This is a genomic window from Pseudomonas sp. Eth.TT006 (assembly GCF_054456575.1).
In genome coordinates this window covers 489,887-511,056 of the sequence record NZ_JBTJEN010000001.1, presented here as the reverse complement: position 1 = coordinate 511,056, position 21,170 = coordinate 489,887, and the positions used below count along the sequence as shown (strand labels likewise).

The window sequence follows — 21,170 nt, the reverse complement described above, 5'->3', positions numbered from 1 at the left end:
TCGTTTACTTGCGCAGCAGACGCAAGCCGTTGAACACCACCAACAGGCTCACGCCCATGTCGGCGAACACCGCCATCCACATGGTGGCGAGCCCGGCGAAGGTGACCCCAAGAAAGATAGCCTTGATCACCAGCGCCAACGCGATGTTCTGTTTCAGAATGCTCGCAGTGTCGCGCGAAAGGCCGATGAACGCCGGGATCTTGCGAAGATCGTCGTCCATCAGGGCGACATCGGCGGTCTCGATCGCGGTGTCGGTACCGGCCGCCGCCATGGCGAAACCGATCTCCGCGCGGGCCAGCGCCGGGGCGTCGTTGATGCCGTCCCCAACCATGCCCACCCGATGGCCTTGTGCATAAAGCGCTTCGATGGCTTGCAGCTTGTCGGTCGGCAGCAAGTCGCCCTTGGCCTGATCGATGCCGACCTGCTCGGCGATGGCCTGCGCGGTGTGCACGTTGTCACCGGTGAGCATCAGGGTTTTCACGCCCAGTGCGTGCAACTGACGGATCGCCTCGCGGCTGCTCTCCTTGACCGTATCGGCCACGGCGAACAATGCCAGCGGGCCGGAGCTGTCGAGCAGCAGCACCACGGACTTGCCCTGTTTCTCCAGGGCAAACAGTTTCTCCTCCAGTTGCGGCGAGCACAGCCCCAGTTCTTCGACCAGACGGTGATTACCCAAGTGATAGGTCTGACCGTTGACTTGCCCCTTCACCCCGCGCCCGGCCAACGCTTCGAAGTTATCCACATTCAGCGCGGCGAGGTTTTTATCCACAGCCGCGTGGGCGATTGCCAGCGACACCGGGTGATCGGAACGCCCGGCCAGCGCCGCAGCAATAGCTGGAGCGGTGGCTTCGGCGGTTGGGTCCAGCGCCAGGTAATCGGTCTGCAGCGGTTTGCCGTGGGTGATGGTCCCGGTCTTGTCCAGCGCCAGATAATCGAGCTTGAAACCGCCCTCCAGATACACGCCGCCCTTGACCAGAATGCCTTTGCGCGCCGCTGCCGCGAGGCCGCTGACGATGGTCACCGGGGTGGAAATCACCAGCGCACACGGGCAAGCCACCACCAGCAGCACCAGCGCGCGGTAGATCCAGTCGAACCACACCGCACCCATAAACAGCGGCGGAATGATCGCCACCGCCAGCGCCAGTACGAACACCACCGGGGTGTAGATTTTCGAGAACTGATCGACAAAGCGTTGCGTCGGGGCACGTGCGCCTTGCGCCTGTTCGACGGCATGGATGATCCGCGCCAGGGTCGAGTTGTTCGCTGCAGCGCTCACCGTGTATTCCAGCGAGCCGGCCTGGTTGATGGTGCCGGCGAAGACTTTGTCGCCCACGGTTTTCTCCACCGGCAGGCTTTCACCGGTGATCGGTGCCTGGTCGATGGTCGAGCTGCCGCTGACCACTTCACCGTCCAGCGCGATACGCTCGCCGGGTTTTACCCGCACCCGCGCACCGAGTTCGACGCTTTTCACCTCCTTTTCCAGCCAAGTGCCGTCGGCCTGCTGCACGGTCGCCTGCTCGGGCGTCATCTGCATCAAGCCACCGATGGCGTTACGCGCACGGTCCAGCGAACGCGCTTCGATCAGCTCGGCCACGGTGAACAGGAACATCACCATCGCCGCTTCCGGCCACTGGCCGATGAGGATGGCGCCGGTTACGGCGATGCTCATCAGCGCGTTGATGTTGAGGTTGAGGTTCTTCAGGGCGATCCAGCCCTTTTTATAAGTGGCCAGGCCACCGCTGAGGATCGACACCAGCGCGATGACCGCCACCACCCAGGTTGGTGCGGCGTTGGTGAAGTGGATCACTTCGGCGGCGAGCGCACCGACACCGGACAGCGCCAATGGCCACCAGTGTTTTTTCACCGGCGCCGGGGACGATGCTTCGACGCCCGCCTCCAGCGGTTCGGCGTGCATGCCCAAGGAAGAAATGGCCGCGGTGATCGGTGCGGTGTCCGGCAGGTTGTGGGTCACGCCGAGCACGCGGTTGATCAGGTTGAATTCCAGTTGTTGCACGCCGGCCAGTTTGCCGAGCTTGTTCTGGATCAGCGTCTGCTCGGTCGGGCAGTCCATCGCCTCGATGCGAAAACTGCTCAGGCGGGCGTCGGCGCTTTTTGCCTCGCTCAGTTGAACCAGCGACGGAACGACGGCTTTTGCTGAACAGCAGGAATCAGCGCCGTGATCATGTTTATGCACAGGCTGCAATTTATGACTGTGGTCATGCCCCGCGTGGGGATTGTGAATGTGCCGGGAATCGCTCATTGGTTGCGTCCGTAAAGGTGCCTGTTGCCAAGTAAAGACCCTGTAGCCACTATAGGGTCAAGCACCCATTTGGAGATTGCCGTCATGAAGATTGGCGAACTGGCGAAACTCACCGACTGCGCCGTGGAAACCATCCGCTACTACGAGCGCGAAAACCTGCTGCCGGAACCGGCGCGCAGCGACGGCAATTACCGCGTCTACACCCAAGCCCACGCCGAACGCCTGACCTTCATCCGCAACTGCCGCACCCTCGACATGACCCTCGAAGAGATTCGCAGCCTGCTGGCCTTGCGCGACAGTCCGCAGGACCAGTGCGAAAGCGTCAATGCGCTGATCGACGAGCACATCCAGCATGTGAAGGCGCGGATCGACGGGTTACTGGCGTTGCAGACGCAACTGCTCGACCTGCGCCAACGTTGTGGCGAAGGGCCGGAAGCGGATCAGTGCGGGATTTTGCAGCGGCTGGAGGTGAGTGGCGGAGTTGTCGCAACCGAAGTCGAACCCTCCCACGTAGGCCGCAGCCACGGCCATTGAGCCCTACGCAAAACCAAATGTAGGAGCTGCCGCAGGCTGCGATCTTTTGATCTTATAAACAGCAAGATCAAAAGATCGTCCGAACGCGGCCCGAGCCTTCGGCAGCTCCTACATAGGGCACTGCGTATTGCTTGTCAGACCGCCATCGGCGCCGTCATCGGCGCATGGTGCTCGTAACCTTCCAGCGAGAAGTCACTCGGTTCCACCAGTTCCAGCCACTCCGGCTGATACACGCCAGTCTTGGCAAACTCCGGCACCCGATCCGAGATTTTCAGCTTCGGCATGGCGAACGGCTCGCGCTTGAGCTGTTCGTTGAGCATGTCCAGATGATTTTCGTAGACGTGCGCATCACCGATGAAATAGGTGAACCAGCGCGGCGTGTAGCCGGTCAGGCGTCCGATCAGGCTCAGCAGCGCGGCGCCTTCGGTGAGGTTGAACGGCGTGCCCAGGCCCAGGTCGTTGGAGCGGATGTAGAGGGTCAGGGAAATTTCTCTGGTCTCGACATTCGGGTGGAACTGGTACAGCAGATGGCATGGTGGCAAGGCCATTTCATCGAGCTGGGCGCAGTTCCAGCCGTGGAACAGGATGCGCCGGCTGCCAGGATCCTTGATGATCGTGTCGACGCACTGACGCACCTGATCGATGGCTTTGTACAGCACCACGTAGGCCTGGCCGTCTTCTTCGCTCTGGGCAATCTGCTTGTAGCCGTTGCTCAAGGTTTGTTCGATAGCGGCGGTGTTGCTCAGCGGGATCTGCTTGTACGCCGGCCACTTACGCCATTGCACGCCGTAAATTTCGCCGAGGTCATCGTCACCCTGACGGAACGGGTTGGCCAGCCACTGCGCGTTTTCGTTAGCGTTCTGGTCCCAGACCTTGCAGCCCAGCTCGCGGAATTCAGCGGCATTGTTCACGCCACGCAGAAAACCGCACATCTCGCCGATGGCCGACTTGAACGCCATCTTGCGGGTGGTGATCGCCGGGAAACCTTCCTGCAGATCGAAACGCAGCATCGCACCCGGGAAGCTGATGGTGTTGATGCCGGTGCGGTTGGCCTGCTTGGTGCCGTTCTGGATGACGTGCGAGACCAGTTCGAGATATTGCTTCATGAGTTACCTGTGTCCTTTGAGCCCCGGCGTCGCGCGCCGGGGTTCGTAGTTTAAGCGGTCGGCGCAAGCGGCGCTGCCGGCGCACGACGATAGGCCAGCCAGATCAGGAACAGACCGCCGACAATCATCGGCACGCACAACACTTGCCCCATGGTCAGCCAGTTCCAGGCCAGATAGCCCAGTTGCGCGTCCGGTACCCGGACGAACTCGACGATGAACCGGAAAATCCCGTAGAACAGCGCGAACATGCCCGATACCGCCATGGTCGGACGCGGCTTGCGCGAGAACAACCAGAGGATCAGGAACAGCGCGACACCTTCAAGCGCGAACTGGTACAGCTGCGACGGATGACGCGGCAACTGCGCCGGATCGCTGAACGGCGGGAAGATCATCGCCCACGGCACATCGGTCGGTTTGCCCCACAGCTCGGCGTTAATGAAGTTGCCGATACGCCCGGCACCGAGGCCGATCGGCACCATTGGCGCGACGAAGTCCATCAGTTGGAAGAACGACTTGCCGTTGCGCTTGCCGAACCACAGCGCAGCGAGCATCACTCCGATGAAGCCGCCGTGGAACGACATGCCGCCCTTCCACACTTCGAAAATCAGCGTCGGGTTGGCGAGGTAGGCGCTCAGGTCATAGAACAGCACGTAACCCAGACGTCCGCCGACGATCACTCCCATCGACAGCCAGAACACCAGGTCGGAAAGCTTCTCCTTGGTCCAGGTCGGGTCGAATCGGTTGAGCCGGCTCGACGCCAGCAGCCATGCGCCGCCGATGCCGACGAGGTACATCAGGCCGTACCAGTGGATTTTCAGCGGACCGATGGCCAAGGCCACCGGGTCGATCTGCGGGTAAGGCAGCATTGCGACTCCTCGTTAGAGTTGAAACCAAAATTCCCGGGCGACGCTGCCACCTCAGGATTAAGCCAGGATTGCGGCCTGTTCGGACCCGTAAGGTCAGAGCAGGAAATTCAGGCCCACGCAGAACAGCAAAGCGGCGAACAGCCGTTTCAGCAAGCGCGGCGACAGTCTATGCGCCAGGCGCGCACCGAGGCGGGCGAAGACCATGCTGGTCAAGGCAATGCCCAGCAGCGCCGGCAAATAGACAAAACCGAGACTATGCGGTGGCAACAACGGATCATGCCAGCCCAGAATCATGAAACTTGATGCGCTGGCCACGGCGATCGGCAGACCGCAGGCCGACGAGGTCGCCACCGCCTGCTGCATCGGCACGCTGCGCCAGGTCAGAAACGGCACGGTCAGCGAACCACCGCCGATCCCGAAAATCGCCGAGGCCCAGCCAATCACAGTGCCGGCCACGGTCAGACCGAGTTTGCCGGGCACCGTTCGACTGGCCTTGGGTTTGACCTCCAGCGCCAGTTGCAGGGCGATCACCAGGGCGAACACACCAATGATCTTCTGCAGGTTGGGCCCGGAGATCGCTTCGGCGGTCAGCGCGCCGAAACCGGCGCCGAGCAGAATACCGACGGTCATCCACATGAAGATCGGCCAGCGCACCGCACCACGTCGATGGTGCTCGCGCACGGCATTCACCGAGGTGAAGATGATCGTCGCCAGCGATGTGCCCACGGCCAGGTGCGTGAGGATCGACTGATCGAAGCCTTGCAAGGTAAAACTGAACACCAGCACCGGGACGATAATGATCCCGCCACCGACACCGAACAGCCCGGCCAGCACGCCCGCACAGGCGCCCAACGCCAGATAGAGCAGAAATTCCATGGCCGTCTCCCAGGCGCATCCCCCAAACCGGAGCGGCATGGTAACGGATGCATGGCCTTCGGCTCCACTGACGATGGATGCACGGACGCCGACTGCGTAGAGTGAGCAGAAAACACACAAGGACCACCTTATGTGCCTGATTGTTTTCGCATGGCGCCCGGGCCATGCCCAGCCGCTGATCGTCGCGGCCAACCGTGACGAGTTCTACGCCCGGCCCAGCCTGCCGCTGGCGCCATGGCCGGAAGCGCCGCACGTGCACGCCGGACGTGATCTGGAAGCCGGCGGCACATGGCTGGGGATCGGCGCCAATGGGCGCTTTGCAGCGCTGACCAATATCCGCGATCCGCACCAGCCGCCGGCGCGCAAGTCGCGGGGCGAACTGGTGGCGCGGTTTCTCATGGGCGATGCGTCCCTTGGTGAGTATTTGCGCGATGTGGTCGCCCGGGCAGCGGAGTACGCCGGGTTCAACCTGTTGCTGGGCAATGCCCACGAGCTGTGGCACTTCAATGCGCGGGCGTCCGAACCGGTGATGCTGGAGCCGGGGGTTTACGGACTGTCGAATGCCGGGCTGGATACGCCGTGGCCGAAACTGCTCAAGGCCAGGGCGGCGTTGAGCGCAGTGCTGGAGGACCCGCAGCCGGCGCGGTTGCTGGAGTTGCTGGGCGATACGCAGACTGCGCCATTTGCCGAGCTGCCGGATACCGGGGTCGGGCTGGCGACCGAGTCACTGTTGTCGAGTGTGTTTATTGCCAGCCAGAGTTATGGCACGCGGGCGAGTACGGCGTTGATTGTGCAGGCGGATGGGACGCGGCGGATGGTTGAGCGCAGTTTTGGGCCGTATGGCGGGCATCTTGGGGAAGTTGAGATTTGTGTCTAAGAGCCAACCCTCACCCCAGCCCTCTCCCCGAGGGAGAGGGGGCCGACCGAGGTGTCTTGAGCCGTACATCGACCTGAAAGACCGAGTTGGTTATGGATTCAGCAAAGCACCTTCAGGTCGGCGGAGGTCTGCAGCATCCCCCAATCAGTCCCCTCTCCCTCTGGGAGAGGGTTAGGGTGAGGGGCTTTTGATCTTCAAACAGCCTTGTTGACCACCGGCGGGTTCATCTTCGACAACCCGAGATTCTTCAGCGCCAGCTGCAGCGAGCTGTGAATCACTTGCGGGTTATCGATAGTCATCAGTTCCGCCAGCAGATCCTTGGCCTTGCTCAGGTTGATCTGGCGCAACATCCATTTCACCTTCGGCAGGTTGGTGGCGTTCATCGACAGGCTGTCGAAGCCCATCGCCATCAACAGCACCGCCGCTGCCGGATCACCGGCCATTTCGCCGCAGATGCTCACCGGCTTACCTTCGGCATGCGCGTCGCGCACCACGGTTTGCAGGGCTTGCAGCACCGCCGGGTGCAGGTAGTCGTAGAGGTCGGCGACCCGTGGGTTGTTACGGTCCACGGCCAGCAGGTACTGAGTCAGGTCGTTGGAGCCGACCGAGAGGAAATCCACCTGCCGCGCCAGTTCCCTGGTCTGGTACACCGCAGCCGGAATTTCGATCATCACACCGATCGGCGGCATTGGCACATCGGTGCCTTCGTCGCGCACTTCGCCCCAGGCCCGGTGGATCAGGTGCAGGGCTTCTTCAAGTTCGTGGGTGCCGGAGATCATCGGCAGCAGAATCCGCAGGTTGTTCAGGCCTTCGCTGGCCTTGAGCATGGCGCGGGTCTGCACCAGGAAGATTTCCGGGTGGTCGAGGGTCACGCGAATCCCGCGCCAGCCGAGGAACGGGTTGTCTTCCTTGATCGGGAAGTACGACAGCGACTTGTCACCGCCGATGTCCAGGCTGCGCATGGTCACCGGTTGCGGATGGAACGCGGCGAGCTGTTCGCGGTAGATCGCCAGCTGTTCCTTTTCACTCGGGAAGCGCTGGTTGATCATGAACGGCACTTCGGTGCGGTACAGGCCGACACCTTCGGCACCACGCTTCTGCGCCCGCGCCACATCGGCCAGCAGGCCGGTGTTGACCCACAGCGGCATGCGGTGCCCGTCGAGGGTCACGCACGGCAGGTCGCGCAAGGCGTCGAGGCCCAGGGCCAGTTGTTTCTCTTCCTCGACGACTTCGGCGAACTGCTTGCGCAGCACTTCGCTCGGGTTGGTGTAGACCTCGCCCCGCACGCCGTCGACGATCATTTCGATGCCGTCGACCTTGGCATACGGCAGGTCGACCAGCCCCATCACCGTCGGAATACCCATGGCCCGCGCCAGAATCGCGACGTGGGAGTTACCCGAACCGAGTACCGAGACCAGACCGACCAGCGTGCCTTCCGGCACCTCGCCGAGCATCGCCGGCGTCAGCTCTTCACTGACCAGAATGGTCTTTTCCGGATAGACCAGGTTCTGCTGGCGCTCTTCCTGCAGATACGCCAGCAGGCGCCGGCCGAGGTCCTTGACGTCCGATGCACGCTCACGCAGGTAGGCGTCGTCCATCAGCTCGAAACGGTTGACGTGTTCAGTGACCACCTGACGCAGCGCGCCCTGGGCCCACTGGCCGGTCTTGATCACGGTGGTGATTTCGCTGCCCAGCGAGGCATCGTCGAGCATCATCAGATAGACGTCGAACAGCGCGCGCTCTTCCGGGCGCAGCTGGGTCGCGAGTTTGGCCGACAACGCGCGCATGTCGGCGCGCACGCCTTCGATGGCGGTCTTGAACAGCGCCAGTTCGGCGTCGATGTCGGTGATGTGCTTGTCCGGGACCACGTCGAGGTCTGCCGGCGGCAACATCACCACCGCGGTACCGACCGCCGCGCCCGGAGAACCCGGCACGCCGACGAATTTGGCTTCCTGAATGCCTTTGCCCTGACGGCCCAGACCACGGATCGAACCGGTGGCCTCGGCGTGGGCGATCACCCCGGCGAGTTGCGCGCTCATGGTCACGAGGAAGGCTTCTTCGCCTTCATCGAACTGGCGGCGTTCTTTCTGCTGGATGACCAACACGCCGACGACGCGGCGGTGGTGAATGATCGGTGCGCCGAGGAACGAGGCGTAGCGCTCCTCGCCGGTTTCGGCGAAGTAGCGGTAGCGCGGGTGGTCCGCGGCGTTTTCGAGGTTCAGGGGTTCTTCACGCGTGCCGACCAGACCCACCAGACCTTCGTTGGGTGCCATGCTGACCTTGCCGATCGAGCGCTTGTTCAAGCCCTCGGTGGCCATCAGGACGAAGCGGTTGGTCTCGGGATCAAGCAGGTAGACCGAGCAGACCTGGCTGCCCATGGCCTCTTTGACGCGCAATACAATAATCCCCAACGCCGCCTTGAGATCCTTGGCGGAGTTAACTTCCTGGACGATCTTGCGCAGCGTATTGAGCATGGCTCGGGGTCGAACTCCGTCGTCAGTCGCGCGCTAAAAGGCGCGGGGCAAGCTCTTTGAGGGCGCGTCGATACACCTCGCGCTTGAATGTCACCACCTGGCCCAACGGATACCAATAACTGACCCAGCGCCAGCCATCGAACTCCGGTTTACCGGTCAAATCCATCCGCACCCGCTGCTCGTTGGAGATCAGGCGCAGGAGAAACCATTTCTGCTTCTGGCCGATGCACAGCGGTTGGCTGTGGGTTCGCACCAGGCGTTGCGGCAAACGATAGCGCAACCAGCCCCGGGTACAGGCCAGTATTTCAACATCTTCACGTTCCAGGCCAACTTCTTCGTTCAGCTCGCGGTACAAGGCGTCTTCCGGCGTCTCTTCAGGGTTGATTCCCCCTTGCGGAAACTGCCAGGCATCTTGATTGATACGGCGAGCCCATAGCACCTGGCCGGCGTCATTCGTCAGAATGATCCCGACATTGGGACGGAAACCATCGGGGTCGATCACGGCAACAACCTCGCAAACGCATGTCGCCGCATTGTTCCACAAAGCTTGATCAGGCGGCAACGAAGGTTCCCAGCTTATGTGCACTCTTGTGAAAAGACCGTATTCTTGTCGCCTTTTTACTGACTTTTCAGCGGGTAACTGCAATGCGCCTGGCTTTATTCGATTTGGACAACACCCTTCTGGGCGGCGACAGCGATCACGCCTGGGGCGACTATCTGTGCGAGCGCGGCTTCCTCGATCCGATCGCTTATAAAGCGCGCAACGACGAGTTCTATCAGGATTACCTGGCCGGCAAGCTGGATAATGCCGCCTACCTGAACTTCTGCCTGGAAATCCTTGGCCGCACCGAAATGAACGTGCTTGAGCAGTGGCACAACGACTATATGCGCGACTGCATCGAGCCGATCGTGCTGCCCAAGGCGCTGGAGCTGCTGAAAAAACACCGCGACGCCGGCGACAAACTGGTGATCATCACCGCCACCAACCGCTTCGTTACCGCGCCGATTGCCGTGCGCCTGGGCGTGGAAACCCTGATCGCCACCGAATGCGAAATGATCGATGGCCGCTACAGCGGGCGCAGCACCGATATTCCATGCTTTCGCGAGGGCAAAGTCACGCGCCTGAATCGCTGGCTGGAAGAGACCGGCTACACGCTGGATGACAGCTATTTCTATAGCGATTCGATGAATGACCTGCCGCTGCTGGAGCAGGTGGCGAACCCGGTGGCCGTTGACCCGGACCCGAATCTGCGGGCCGAGGCCGAGAAGCGTGGCTGGCCAGTGATTTCGTTGCGCGACTGATTACGCCTTCGCGAGCAAGCCCGCTCCCACATTGGATCTGCGTCGTTCACAAATCCTCTGTGGGAGCGGGCTTGCTCGCGAATCGGGGCAATACGGTGTAAAGCCTTAAACAGGCTTGGCGCCCATCAACCCGGCAATCGCGATAAAGCAGACAAAACCGACCAACGCCAAAGCCAGACTGAAGCGCCCCACCCCTCCCGGCGCCTTGCGCAAGCGATTCAAACGCACCAGCAACCAGAACCACGCCAGCGCCGCCACGGTGTACAGCACGCTGGAAGCCAGCAGCCAGGTCTGCCCCAGCGGCCAGCCGACCAAGTGCACCATGCCCCAGCCAGTGAACGGCATGCTCAACAACGCCAGCCCCATCAGCAGCCAGATAAACACCCGTGGCCGTTGCAAGGTACGACTGCCGGCCGTTGCATCACCTTTGCGCCTGGCCAGAAAAACCCAGATGCCCAGCCCCAGCGCACCGGCCAGCAACACCACCGTCGCCACCATGTGCGCGGTTTTCAGGGCGGTTAACGTGTCCATTGTTCGATTTCCTTATGGCCTGCCCATCAGCGTAGCCGTTCAGCCAAGAAACAGCTTATAGGCCGGGTTGTCGCTTTCGTCCCAGTACGGGTAACCGATATCCGCCAACGCGGCAGGCACCAGGTGACGCTCGTCATGCGGTACTTGCAGGCCGGCGACGACACGGCCGTCCGCCGCCCCATGGTTGCGGTAATGGAACATCGAGATGTTCCAGCGCCCGCCGAGCTTGTTGAGGAAGTTGAACAGTGCCCCCGGACGCTCCGGAAATTCGAAACGCAGCACCACTTCATCGACCACCTGCGCCGCGCGCCCACCAACCATGTGGCGGATGTGCAGCTTGGCCAGTTCGTTGTCGGTCAGGTCGATGACCGGGAAGCCCTGTTCGGTGAGGCTCGCCAGCAGCGCGCTGCGCGGATCGTTTTCCGGGTGCGTCTGCACGCCGACGAAGATGTGCGCTTCGCTGCCGGTGTTGTAGCGGTAGTTGAATTCGGTGATCTGGCGCTTGCCAATGGCTTCGCAGAAGGCCTTGAAGCTGCCGGCCTGCTCGGGGATGGTCACGGCGATGATCGCTTCGCGGCCCTCGCCCAGCTCAGCGCGCTCGGCGACGTGGCGCAAGCGGTCGAAGTTGACGTTGGCCCCGGAGTCGATGGCAACGAAGGTCTGGCCGCTGACACCGCGCAACTCGACGTATTTCTTGATCCCGGCCACGCCCAAGGCGCCGGCAGGTTCGGTAATCGAGCGGGTATCGTCGTAGATATCTTTGATCGCCGCACAGATCTCGTCAGTGCTGACGGTGATCACCTCGTCGACATGATCCTTGCAGATGTCGAAGGTGTGCTGGCCGATCTGCGCCACTGCCACGCCATCGGCAAAAATGCCCACGGTCGGCAGGACCACGCGCTCGCCGGCGGCCATGGCTGCTTGCAGGCAGTTGGAATCGTCCGGCTCGACGCCGATGACCTTGATGTCCGGACGCAGGTATTTCACGTACGCCGCGATGCCGGCGATCAGACCGCCACCACCGACCGGGACGAAGATCGCGTCCAGCGGTTGCGGGTGCTGCCGCAGAATTTCCATCGCCACGGTGCCCTGCCCGGCAATGGTGTGCGGATCGTCGTAAGGGTGGATGTAGACGTAGCCTTTTTCGTCGACCAGTTTCAGCGAGTAGGCCAGTGCTTCCGGGAACGAATCGCCGTGCAGCACCACTTTGCCGCCGCGCGAACGCACGCCTTCGACCTTGATTTCCGGGGTGGTCTTGGGCATCACGATGGTGGCTTTCACGCCCAGCACTTTCGCCGCCAGCGCCAGCCCCTGCGCATGGTTGCCCGCCGACGCGGTGACCACGCCACGGGCGCGTTCCTCATCGCTCAGTTGGGTCAACTTGTTGTAGGCGCCGCGAATCTTGAACGAGAACACCGGCTGCAAGTCTTCACGCTTGAGCCAGATGTCGTTGCCCAGCCGCTCGGAGAGCTGGCGAGCGTTCTGCAGCGGGGTTTCTACGGCAACGTCATAAACGCGCGAGGTGAGGATCTTTTTGACGTACTGTTCGAGCATCGGAAAGCATCACTGGCGATTGGGCGGGACCAGCGAGTCTAACCCGGCTTTCAGCCGCACGACCACACTGAACAGGTGGTTTTGGCCACGCCTTAAAAGATCGCAGCCTTCGGCAGCTCCTACAGGGATGCGCGCGGCTCCTGTAGGAGCTGCCGAAGGCCGCGATCTTTTGATCTGCCAACAGGTCAATGACCTGCACCGCCCCGCAGCCTATAATGCCGGCCTTTCCGTTCTCCCCTTGCCCGCTTCCGGAGCCCGCATGACCCAGGATCAACTCAAACAGGCAGTGGCTCAGGCCGCCGTCGACTTCATCCTTCCGAAACTCGACGACAAGAGCATCGTCGGGGTCGGCACCGGCTCCACCGCCAATTGCTTCATCGATGCACTGGCGCAGCACAAGGGCGCATTCGATGGCGCGGTCGCCAGCTCCGAAGCCACCGCAGCCCGCCTCAAGGGCCACGGCATTCCGGTGTACGAACTGAACACCGTCAGCGACCTGGAGTTCTACGTCGACGGCGCCGATGAAAGCGACGCGCACCTGAACCTGATCAAGGGCGGCGGCGCGGCCCTGACCCGCGAAAAGATCGTCGCGGCCGTGGCCAAGACCTTCATCTGCATCGCCGACGCCAGCAAACTGGTGCCGGTGCTGGGCGCGTTCCCGTTGCCGGTCGAAGTCATCCCGATGGCCCGCAGCCACGTCGCCCGTCAACTGGTGAAACTGGGCGGCGACCCGGTGTACCGCGAAGGCGTGCTGACCGATAACGGCAACATCATTCTGGATGTGTTCAACCTGCAAATCACCAACCCGGTGGAACTGGAGGCGCAGATCAACGCGATCGTCGGCGTGGTCACCAACGGCCTGTTTGCGGCGCGACCGGCGGATCTGTTGTTGCTGGGTACCCCTGAAGGCGTGAAGACGCTGAAGGCTGAGTAAGCCGGGCGCTCCATCTTTCAGGGTAATTGCATTTCCCCCTGTGGGAGCGGGCTTGCTCGCGAAGACGGTGTGTCAGATACATTAATTTGTCTGATACACCGCATTCGCGAGCAAGCCCGCTCCCACATTTGTTTTTTTGCGGTGTCAGTCAGTTTGGCGCAGGCTTTTTAAAGACGTAAAACAGGTTCGGCTCACTCACCAGATACAACGTCCCGTCATCATCCATCGCAATGCCTTCGGCCTGCGGCACGCTTTTCTGCAAGCCTTGCCGGCCCTTGTTCAGCGACATCGTGCTCAATGGGCGCCCGTCCACGTCCAGCTCCAGAATCAGCCCCGACTCGTCGGACAGCGCCATCAGGTGGCCGCTGCGCTCGTCGTATTGCAGGCTCGACAGATCGCGTACAAACATCCCGGCATCACGCTTGGGGTTGTTGATCACATGCACCGCGTAGGACTTTTCCGGATTGAAATGCGGAAAACCGTGCACCTCATATATCAACATCGGGTCGCGCTCCTTGGCCACGAACAGGCGTTTGCCCACTGAGTCATACGCCAGACCTTCGAAACCCTTGTTGCCACTCATGTGCACGCCGAGGGTCATCTGTTCGGCATCCGCCGCGTCGAGGAAGGTCGTGTCCTGCTCAAGATGAACCTTGATCAGACGCTGCTGGCGTTCGTCAGTGATCACATAGGTGTCGGCGCTGATGAACTCCACAGCTTCGGCATCACCAAAACCGATCAACGCGATGCGCCGCAGGATCTGGCCGTCGAGCGACAACTCCACCAGCTCGGCATTCTTGTTGGTGACGGTGAACAGGCTTTTGCGCACCGGATCGTAGGTCAGTGCCGAGACATCGTCGTTCAAGCCGTCGATGACCCTGGCTTCGATCTCGACCCGGTATTGATCCAGGCCGATGGCCTGACTGCTCAACGGCCGCCACAGACTGTGCAGATTGAACCAGGCGCGCTCAAACAGGCGCAGGTACTGGCCGATCGCGATCAACACGATCAGGACCAGCACTGACAGGAGCACAATCAGGGGTTTGGGGCGGGCAAATCGACGCATTCGGGCAGGCTCGGGATCAAAACAGGCGGATGAAATATCACGCCTGTCTGAACTGAAGCTTAATGGCCACTTGCCTCAGACCACAAGACAACCCCTGTAGGAGCTGCGGTACGCTGCGATCTTTTGACTTTGATTCTAAAAAACAAGATCAAAAGATCGTCCGAACGCGGCCCGAGCCTTCGGCAGCTCCTACAGGGGTTAGGTTCAGGTCGTTATTTTTGTTTTTCGAAGCGGTAGAACAGGTTCGGTTCGCTGACCATGTACAGCGTGCCCGCATCGTCCATGGTCACGCCTTCGGCACGGGGAATGGTGTCCTTCAAGCCGTTGAAGCCGCCGAGCAGGGTCATGAAGCTGACCTGCTCGCCCTTCTCGTCCAACTCCAGCAGCAGGTGCGAGTCGGCGGACAGCACCAGGGTGTGGCCGGTGCGCGGGTCGATGGCCAGCGCCGAGAGGTTGCGGATGTCCAGCTCATTGCTGGCCAGTTTCTGTTTGTCGCCCTTGAGGGTCTGGCTGCCGTCGCTTTTCCAGACGAACAGTGCCGGCGGACGCTCTTCGCCGAGCAGCAGCTGCTGGTTGCGCGAATCCCAGGTGATCGCTTCGAACGCCTTGTTCTGGTTCTTCGACGGGCCGAGGTCGTATTTGGGGAAGTCGGCGATATTCAGCTCACGGGTGCTGGCATCGACCTTGACGATGGTCAGCAGGTGCTGGCGCTCGTCGACAATCGCCATCAAGCCGTTTTCCATGACCGTCACGCCTTCCGGATTGCTCCAGCCCACCAGCGGCATTTTGCGCAGCACATCACCCTGGAGAGTCAGCTCGACCAGGAACGGATTCTTGCCCATCACCGAAAACAGAGTCTTGGTCTGGGGGTTGTAGGACACGTCCGAGGCCTCGTCCTTTTCCATGCCCGGCAGCAATTTGCCGTCGATCACCGCGCGATAGTCGGGCAACCAGATGCTCGCCTTCTGCTCGGCCTTGCTCTCGAAACGCTCGCGCACCCAAAGCAGGCCACGGTCGTCCCAATGCATGGCAAACGCCAGGCCGTAAGCGGCGGCAAGCACCAGCAAAAGCCAGACATACCAGCGCAGGGCAAAACGTGAACGACGGGGAGCTTTGAGTTGAGATTGAGCTGACATCAGGAAGCGTTCCGAAAATTCAGGCTATGGGTAATAGCACAAAGAGGCCGGCTGAGACGCCAGAATGAGAGGAATTATCCGGACAGAATGTAAAAAAAACGGCAAATGGCGGGATTATCGTGTGTGGGCAACCCTCTTCAGGGCACCACAAAGCAATGTGGGAGCGGGCTTGCTCGCGAAGGCGCAGTGTCAGTCGACATCGTTGTTGACTGACAGAATGCTTTCGCGAGCAAGCCCGCTCCCACAGGGTAGTTGCGGTGTGGCGGTTAGCGCACGCTGCTGGTGAAGCGGCTCGCACCTGGCAGTTCGAGGACGATCTCGTCACCGACATTCAGCGGACCGACGCCCACTGGCGTGCCAGTGAGGATCACGTCGCCGGCCTGCAGCGAGAAGCAGCCGGCCATGTGCTGGATCATCGGCACGATCGGGTTGAGCATGGCGCTGCTGTTGCCGTCCTGGCGCACTTCACCGTTGATGGTCAGGCGGATACCGATGTCGGTCAGGTCGGCGAAGGTGCTGCCGACCACGAACGGGGCGATCACCGCCGCGCCGTCGAACGACTTGGCGATTTCCCACGGCAGGCCTTTGGCTTTCAGTTCGGCCTGCTTGTCGCGCAGGGTCAGGTCCAGCGCCGGGGCGAAACCGGAGATCGCGTCCAGCACTTCTTCGCGGCTCGGCTTGGTCGACAACGGTTTGCCGATCAGCACGGCGATTTCCGCCTCGTAGTGCACCGAGCCGCGCTCGGTCGGAATGCTGAAACCGCCTTCCAGCGGCACCACGCAACTGCCCGGCTTGATGAACAGCAACGGTTCGGTAGGCACCGGATTGTCCAGTTCCTTGGCGTGTTCGGCGTAGTTACGCCCGATGCACACCACTTTCCCGATCGGGAAGTGAATGCGTGTGCCGTCGACATACTGGTGCTGATAGCTCATTTACCGACTCCTGCCTGCATTGATTCAAAGGATTTGCCAATCAAACCGCGAAGATCTTGCCCGGGTTCATGATGCCGTTCGGGTCGAATACGGCCTTGACCGCTTGCATGTACTCGATTTCGACCGGCGAGCGGCTGTACGTCAAGTAGTCGCGTTTGGTCATGCCCACGCCGTGCTCGGCGGAGATCGAACCGTTGTACTTCTCGACGGTTTCGAACACCCACTTGTTGACGGTCGCACACTTGGCAAAGAACTCGTCCTTGCTCAGGTTATCCGGCTTGAGGATGTTCAGGTGCAGGTTGCCGTCGCCGATGTGGCCGAACCAGACGATTTCGAAATCCGGGTAATGTTCACCGACGATTGCGTCAATCTCCTGCAAGAACGCGGGCACTTTCGACACGGTGACCGAGATGTCGTTTTTGTACGGCGTCCAGTGCGAGATGGTTTCGGAGATGTACTCGCGCAGCTTCCACAGGTTGTGCAGCTGGGTTTCGCTCTGGCTCATCACGCCGTCCAGCACCCAGCCCTGCTCGACACAGTGTTCGAAGGTTTCCAGGGCGCTGTTGGCCACTTCTTCAGTGGTCGCTTCAAATTCCAGCAGCGCGTAGAACGGGCACTCGGTTGCGAACGGAGCCGGCACGTCGCCACGGCCCAGCACTTTGGCCAGGGCCTTGTCGGAGAAGAATTCGAACGCCGTCAGGTCGAGCTTGCCCTGGAACGCGTGCAGCACCGGCATGATCGAGTCGAAATCGGCGGTGCCGAGTACCATCGCGGTCAGATTCTTCGGTGCGCGATCCAGACGCATGGTCGCTTCCACCACAAAACCGAGGGTGCCTTCAGCGCCGATGAACAACTGGCGCAGGTCGTAACCAGTGGCGTTCTTGATCAGGTCCTTGTTCAGCTCCAGTACGTCGCCCTTGCCGGTCACGACTTTCATCCCGGCGACCCAGTTGCGGGTCATGCCGTAGCGAATCACCTTGATCCCGCCAGCATTGGTACCGATATTGCCGCCAATCTGGCTGGAACCGGCCGACGCGAAATCCACCGGGTAGTACAGGCCGTTTTCCTCGGCGACATTCTGCAACTGCTCGGTGACCACCCCCGGCTGACACACCGCAGTGCGGTCGGTGAGGTTCACGTCGAGAATCTGATTCATGTAGTCGAACGAGACGACCACTTCACCGTTGGCCGCCACCGCCGCGGCGGAAAGCCCGGTGCGCCCGCCCGATGGCACCAGCGCCACCTTGTGGGTATTGGCCCAGCGAACCACCGCTTGCACTTGCTCGATGGACTTGGGAAACACGATGGCACTCGGCGCGGGGGCGAAGTGCTTGGTCCAATCCTTGCCATACGCATTCAGGGAGTCGGCGTCGGTCAGGACCTTGCCAGGCTCGACCAGGGTCTTCAGTTCATCAATCAGGGCAGGATTGGTCATCGACAGAACTCTCGAACAATTCATGGTCATCCTGAAGACGCTTCACGTCGCAGGAATGAGTGTTTCGCGGGGTGGCTATGCTAGCATACCGACCCCGCAGGCCAGTGCCCAAGGCCAGTTCTGCGGTGACGGCATTCTTGCCGTGCGGGTCAGCTCCAGGCTGCTCCCCTCCCTGCCATTTTTCTCCGGGATACAGGTTTACGCAGATGAGCAAGACTTCTCTCGATAAGAGCAAGATCAAGTTCCTTCTTCTCGAAGGCGTCCACCAATCGGCTGTCGACGTCCTCAAGGCGGCGGGCTACACCAGCATCGAATACCTGACAGGCTCCTTGCCGGAAGCCCAGCTCAAGGAAAAGATCGCTGACGCTCACTTCATCGGCATTCGTTCGCGCACCCAACTGACCGAAGAAATCTTCGATCACGCGAAGAAGCTGGTGGCGGTCGGCTGTTTCTGCATCGGCACCAACCAGGTTGACCTGAGTGCTGCCCGCGAGCGCGGTATCGCCGTGTTCAACGCGCCGTACTCCAACACCCGTTCCGTTGCCGAACTGGTGCTGGCCGAAGCCATTCTGCTGCTGCGCGGCATCCCGGAGAAAAACGCTTCCTGCCACCGTGGCGGCTGGATCAAGTCCGCAGCCAACTCGTTCGAGATCCGTGGCAAGAAACTGGGCATCGTCGGCTACGGTTCGATCGGTACGCAGCTGTCGGTTCTGGCGGAAGGCCTGGGCATGCAGGTGTTCTTCTACGACACCGTGACCAAACTGCCGCTGGGCAACGCCACGCAGGTCGGCAATCTGCACGAGCTGCTGGGCATGTCCGACATCGTCACCCTGCACGTTCCGGAAACCGCTGCGACCCAGTGGATGATCGGCGAGAAGGAAATCCGTGCGATCAAGAAGGGCGGCATCCTGATCAACGCCGCGCGCGGCACCGTGGTCGAGCTGGACGCCCTGGCGGACGCGATCAAGGACAAGCACCTGATCGGCGCGGCCATCGACGTATTCCCGGTGGAGCCACGCTCCAACGACGAAGAGTTCGAGAGCCCGCTGCGTGGCCTGGACAACGTGATCCTGACCCCGCACATCGGTGGTTCGACCGCCGAAGCGCAAGCCAACATCGGTCTGGAAGTGGCGGAAAAACTGGTCAAGTACAGCGACAACGGCACGTCCGTTTCGTCGGTGAACTTCCCGGAAGTGGCCCTGCCGGCTCACCCTGGCAAGCACCGCCTGCTGCACATCCACGAAAACATCCCGGGCGTGATGAGCGAGATCAACAAGGTCTTCGCCGAGAACGGCATCAACATCTCCGGTCAGTTCCTGCAGACCAACGAGAAGGTTGGCTACGTGGTGATCGACGTCGACGCCGAGTACTCGGAGCTGGCGCAAGAGAAGCTGCAGCACGTCAACGGTACTATCCGTAGCCGGGTTCTCTTCTAAAGAAGAAGCAGCGAGCTATCAGCTTCAAGCGGCAAGTGAAAAGCGCTTCTGCTTTTACTTGAGGCTTTCAGCTTGAAGCTTGCAGCGATAAAAAAGGGAGCCCCGAAGGGCTCCCTTTTTTATTTGACGTTAACGGTGATTTTCTTCGAAACGATTGGCGGATCGAACGGCATGTGGCCGCTGTCGCCCAGTTCCAGCTGCAGGGTGTGCTTGCCCGGCGCGAGTTTGATGTCGGCTTCGGTCTGCGCCTTGCCGAAGTGCATGTGGTTGGCATCATTCGGAATCGGTGCACCCGCCGCCGGCAGCTTGTCGACGTCGATCAGCAGGTGGTGGTGACCGGTGTTCTTGGTCACATCACCGGCCGGCGCCAGCGCCACATCCTTGGTACCGAACTTGACCTTGAACTGCTGCGACACCGTAGCCCCGTCCTCAGGAGAAACGATGAACACTTCGGCGCCTTTCGGGGCCGGGGTCGCGGCACTGGCCAGCACTGAAACACCCATCAACAGACCAGCCAGGGCTGCGCGTGACATAAACGTTTTCATTCTCTTCTCCAGTTTTTCCGTAAAATCCGCACGGTCATGACAACTTCATGACCATTCGTTGTCGAAGGCACTCGACAACCATAGCAAAGCGAGCCTGAATCAGAGCATCGCGATAATGATTTCAAAGGAGTGACCATGCGTTTTCTGCCTGGCCTGATCTGCCTGCTACCTCTTTTGAGCCCTCTGGCTCACGCCGAACTGATTGATGACGTCAACGACCGTGGCGAGTTGCGTATAGCCCTTGAGGCTAATACACCGCCCTTCAATTTCAAGGATGGCGACACACTCACGGGGTTCGAGGTCGAGCTGGGGCAACTGCTGGCCAACGAGCTGGATGTACGCGCCGACTTCATCGTCACTGACGAAGCCGACCTGCTCCAGGGCGTTGAAAGCGGCAAGTACGACGTTGCACTCAATCACATAGCACTGACACCTGAACTCAAGGATCGTTTCGACTTCAGCGAACCTTACGGCAAGGTTGATTCGCAGCTGTTGGCGAAGAAAGACGAGCAGCCACGGCCGATGGTACTGGTGCAAGCGCTGACCGAGGAGAAGCCGAAAGCGGCGCCGCCGGTGGAGTTGGCGATTCCGTTTCAGAAGGGCAATCCGGCGTTTCAGGCCAGCCTGGCGAGTGCGATGGAGCGGATCAAGGCGGATGGGCGTTTGGCGGCGTTGTCCGCGAAATGGCTTACCAAACCAGAGTGAACACACAACCTGTGTAGGAGCTGCCGAAGGCTGCGATCTCTTGATCTTGATCTTTAAAAGCAAGATCAAGAGATCGCAGCCTTCGGCAGCTCCTACAGAGGATCAAGGTGGCCTTCAGTCGAGGTGGGTCAGGGCCTTTGCGGCTTGCGGCAGTTCGAGTTCGCTGAACACTTGCACGCCGTGGCGCTTGAGCAGCGCAGCAGTCACGCCTTCGCCGGGGACCTTCACTGCGCTGAACGTCCCGTCATAGGTCAGCAGATTTCCGCAAGATGGGCTGTTGGCCTTGAGCACCGCCACGCGGATGCCATGTTTCTGCACCAGCGCCAGCGCCTGCCGGGCGCCTTCGAGAAACTGTGCGCTGACATCCTCGCCCTCGGTGGTGATCACCGCCGCGATACCTTCCAGCACTTCGGCACCCTGCCCGCCCGGAATCTCCGCCGCTGCCCGTGGTGTCGGCAAGCCACCGGCGACTTCCGGACACAGCGGCACCACCCGCCCTTCGGCGATCCACTGTTCAAGCAAAACGAATGGCCCGCTGGCCCCGCCGTCGTAGCGCACGCGGTGACCCAACAGGCAGCGGCTGACCAGAACCTTGTGCATT

General features: G+C 61.0%; 20 protein-coding genes. 6 read left to right on the top strand and 14 right to left on the bottom strand.

From position 1 onward, the window contains the following. Positions 1–4 precede the first annotated feature (4 nt). A complete protein-coding gene (locus ACXR0M_RS02385) occupies positions 5–2,260 on the bottom strand; it encodes a heavy metal translocating P-type ATPase (RefSeq protein WP_458829553.1) in 2,256 nt (751 codons plus the stop codon). Between the two features lie 84 nt (positions 2,261–2,344). On the opposite strand from ACXR0M_RS02385, the gene cadR reads away from it, so the two are divergent. Beyond that, a complete protein-coding gene (gene cadR / locus ACXR0M_RS02380) occupies positions 2,345–2,794 on the top strand; it encodes a Cd(II)/Pb(II)-responsive transcriptional regulator (RefSeq protein WP_458829551.1) in 450 nt (149 codons plus the stop codon). A gap of 134 nt (positions 2,795–2,928) precedes the next feature. Here the strand turns inward: cadR and ACXR0M_RS02375 are convergent, their stop codons facing one another. From ACXR0M_RS02375 to ACXR0M_RS02365, 3 genes are all read right to left on the bottom strand, one after another. Beyond that, complete coding sequence (locus ACXR0M_RS02375; RefSeq protein WP_458829550.1) at positions 2,929–3,900, bottom strand: thymidylate synthase; 972 nt, start codon at positions 3,898–3,900, stop codon at positions 2,929–2,931. Between the two features lie 50 nt (positions 3,901–3,950). Beyond that, on the bottom strand, positions 3,951–4,766 hold the full coding sequence (gene lgt, locus ACXR0M_RS02370) for a prolipoprotein diacylglyceryl transferase (RefSeq protein WP_458829548.1): 816 nt from the start codon (positions 4,764–4,766) through the stop codon (positions 3,951–3,953). A 93-nt stretch (positions 4,767–4,859) separates the two neighbouring features. After that, on the bottom strand, positions 4,860–5,642 hold the full coding sequence (locus ACXR0M_RS02365) for a sulfite exporter TauE/SafE family protein (protein WP_458829546.1): 783 nt from the start codon (positions 5,640–5,642) through the stop codon (positions 4,860–4,862). Between the two features lie 130 nt (positions 5,643–5,772). Here ACXR0M_RS02365 and ACXR0M_RS02360 point away from each other — a divergent pair, with 130 nt between their 5' ends. Further along, complete coding sequence (locus ACXR0M_RS02360; protein ID WP_458829544.1) at positions 5,773–6,519, top strand: NRDE family protein; 747 nt, start codon at positions 5,773–5,775, stop codon at positions 6,517–6,519. A gap of 194 nt (positions 6,520–6,713) precedes the next feature. Here the strand turns inward: ACXR0M_RS02360 and ptsP are convergent, their stop codons facing one another. Both ptsP and ACXR0M_RS02350 read right to left on the bottom strand, forming a co-directional pair. Further along, complete coding sequence (gene ptsP, locus ACXR0M_RS02355) at positions 6,714–8,993, bottom strand: phosphoenolpyruvate--protein phosphotransferase (RefSeq protein WP_458829542.1); 2,280 nt, start codon at positions 8,991–8,993, stop codon at positions 6,714–6,716. Between the two features lie 22 nt (positions 8,994–9,015). Then, complete coding sequence (locus ACXR0M_RS02350) at positions 9,016–9,495, bottom strand: RNA pyrophosphohydrolase (RefSeq protein ID WP_003229203.1); 480 nt, start codon at positions 9,493–9,495, stop codon at positions 9,016–9,018. Positions 9,496–9,638: 143 nt separating this feature from the next. Here ACXR0M_RS02350 and ACXR0M_RS02345 point away from each other — a divergent pair, with 143 nt between their 5' ends. Further along, positions 9,639–10,295: a histidinol-phosphatase gene (locus ACXR0M_RS02345; RefSeq protein WP_458829539.1), complete on the top strand. Its 657-nt coding sequence runs from the start codon at positions 9,639–9,641 to the stop codon at positions 10,293–10,295. 105 nt (positions 10,296–10,400) lie between these two features. On the opposite strand, the gene ACXR0M_RS02340 is transcribed toward ACXR0M_RS02345, so the two are convergent. After that, the gene (locus ACXR0M_RS02340; protein WP_458829537.1) at positions 10,401–10,826 is read right to left on the bottom strand and encodes a DUF2269 domain-containing protein; all 426 of its coding nucleotides are present in this window, start codon (positions 10,824–10,826) and stop codon (positions 10,401–10,403) included. A 39-nt stretch (positions 10,827–10,865) separates the two neighbouring features. Beyond that, on the bottom strand, positions 10,866–12,380 hold the full coding sequence (ilvA, locus tag ACXR0M_RS02335; protein ID WP_458829535.1) for a threonine ammonia-lyase, biosynthetic: 1,515 nt from the start codon (positions 12,378–12,380) through the stop codon (positions 10,866–10,868). Between the two features lie 259 nt (positions 12,381–12,639). Here ilvA and rpiA point away from each other — a divergent pair, with 259 nt between their 5' ends. Further along, positions 12,640–13,314, top strand: a complete 675-nt coding sequence (gene rpiA / locus ACXR0M_RS02330) for a ribose-5-phosphate isomerase RpiA (RefSeq protein ID WP_458829534.1) — start codon at positions 12,640–12,642, stop codon at positions 13,312–13,314. A gap of 148 nt (positions 13,315–13,462) precedes the next feature. Here rpiA and ACXR0M_RS02325 read toward each other — a convergent pair whose 3' ends face one another. From ACXR0M_RS02325 to ACXR0M_RS02310, 4 genes are all read right to left on the bottom strand, one after another. Next, complete coding sequence (locus ACXR0M_RS02325; protein ID WP_458829532.1) at positions 13,463–14,380, bottom strand: SdiA-regulated domain-containing protein; 918 nt, start codon at positions 14,378–14,380, stop codon at positions 13,463–13,465. Between the two features lie 212 nt (positions 14,381–14,592). After that, entirely contained in the window at positions 14,593–15,516 is a 924-nt protein-coding gene (locus ACXR0M_RS02320; protein ID WP_458829530.1) for an SdiA-regulated domain-containing protein, read from the bottom strand. Between the two features lie 266 nt (positions 15,517–15,782). Continuing rightward, the gene (locus ACXR0M_RS02315; protein WP_458829528.1) at positions 15,783–16,448 is read right to left on the bottom strand and encodes a fumarylacetoacetate hydrolase family protein; all 666 of its coding nucleotides are present in this window, start codon (positions 16,446–16,448) and stop codon (positions 15,783–15,785) included. A 40-nt stretch (positions 16,449–16,488) separates the two neighbouring features. After that, the gene (locus ACXR0M_RS02310; protein WP_458829526.1) at positions 16,489–17,883 is read right to left on the bottom strand and encodes an FAD-binding oxidoreductase; all 1,395 of its coding nucleotides are present in this window, start codon (positions 17,881–17,883) and stop codon (positions 16,489–16,491) included. Positions 17,884–18,089: 206 nt separating this feature from the next. Here ACXR0M_RS02310 and serA point away from each other — a divergent pair, with 206 nt between their 5' ends. After that, positions 18,090–19,319: a phosphoglycerate dehydrogenase gene (gene serA, locus ACXR0M_RS02305; protein WP_025112046.1), complete on the top strand. Its 1,230-nt coding sequence runs from the start codon at positions 18,090–18,092 to the stop codon at positions 19,317–19,319. A 119-nt stretch (positions 19,320–19,438) separates the two neighbouring features. On the opposite strand, the gene ACXR0M_RS02300 is transcribed toward serA, so the two are convergent. Next, entirely contained in the window at positions 19,439–19,864 is a 426-nt protein-coding gene (locus ACXR0M_RS02300; protein WP_458829524.1) for a DUF4399 domain-containing protein, read from the bottom strand. Positions 19,865–19,999: 135 nt separating this feature from the next. Here ACXR0M_RS02300 and ACXR0M_RS02295 point away from each other — a divergent pair, with 135 nt between their 5' ends. Further along, the gene (locus ACXR0M_RS02295) at positions 20,000–20,569 is read left to right on the top strand and encodes a transporter substrate-binding domain-containing protein (protein WP_458829522.1); all 570 of its coding nucleotides are present in this window, start codon (positions 20,000–20,002) and stop codon (positions 20,567–20,569) included. 114 nt (positions 20,570–20,683) lie between these two features. Here the strand turns inward: ACXR0M_RS02295 and ACXR0M_RS02290 are convergent, their stop codons facing one another. Next, the gene (locus ACXR0M_RS02290; protein ID WP_458829520.1) at positions 20,684–21,169 is read right to left on the bottom strand and encodes a 2-thiouracil desulfurase family protein; all 486 of its coding nucleotides are present in this window, start codon (positions 21,167–21,169) and stop codon (positions 20,684–20,686) included. Between the last annotated feature and the right edge of the window lies 1 nt (position 21,170).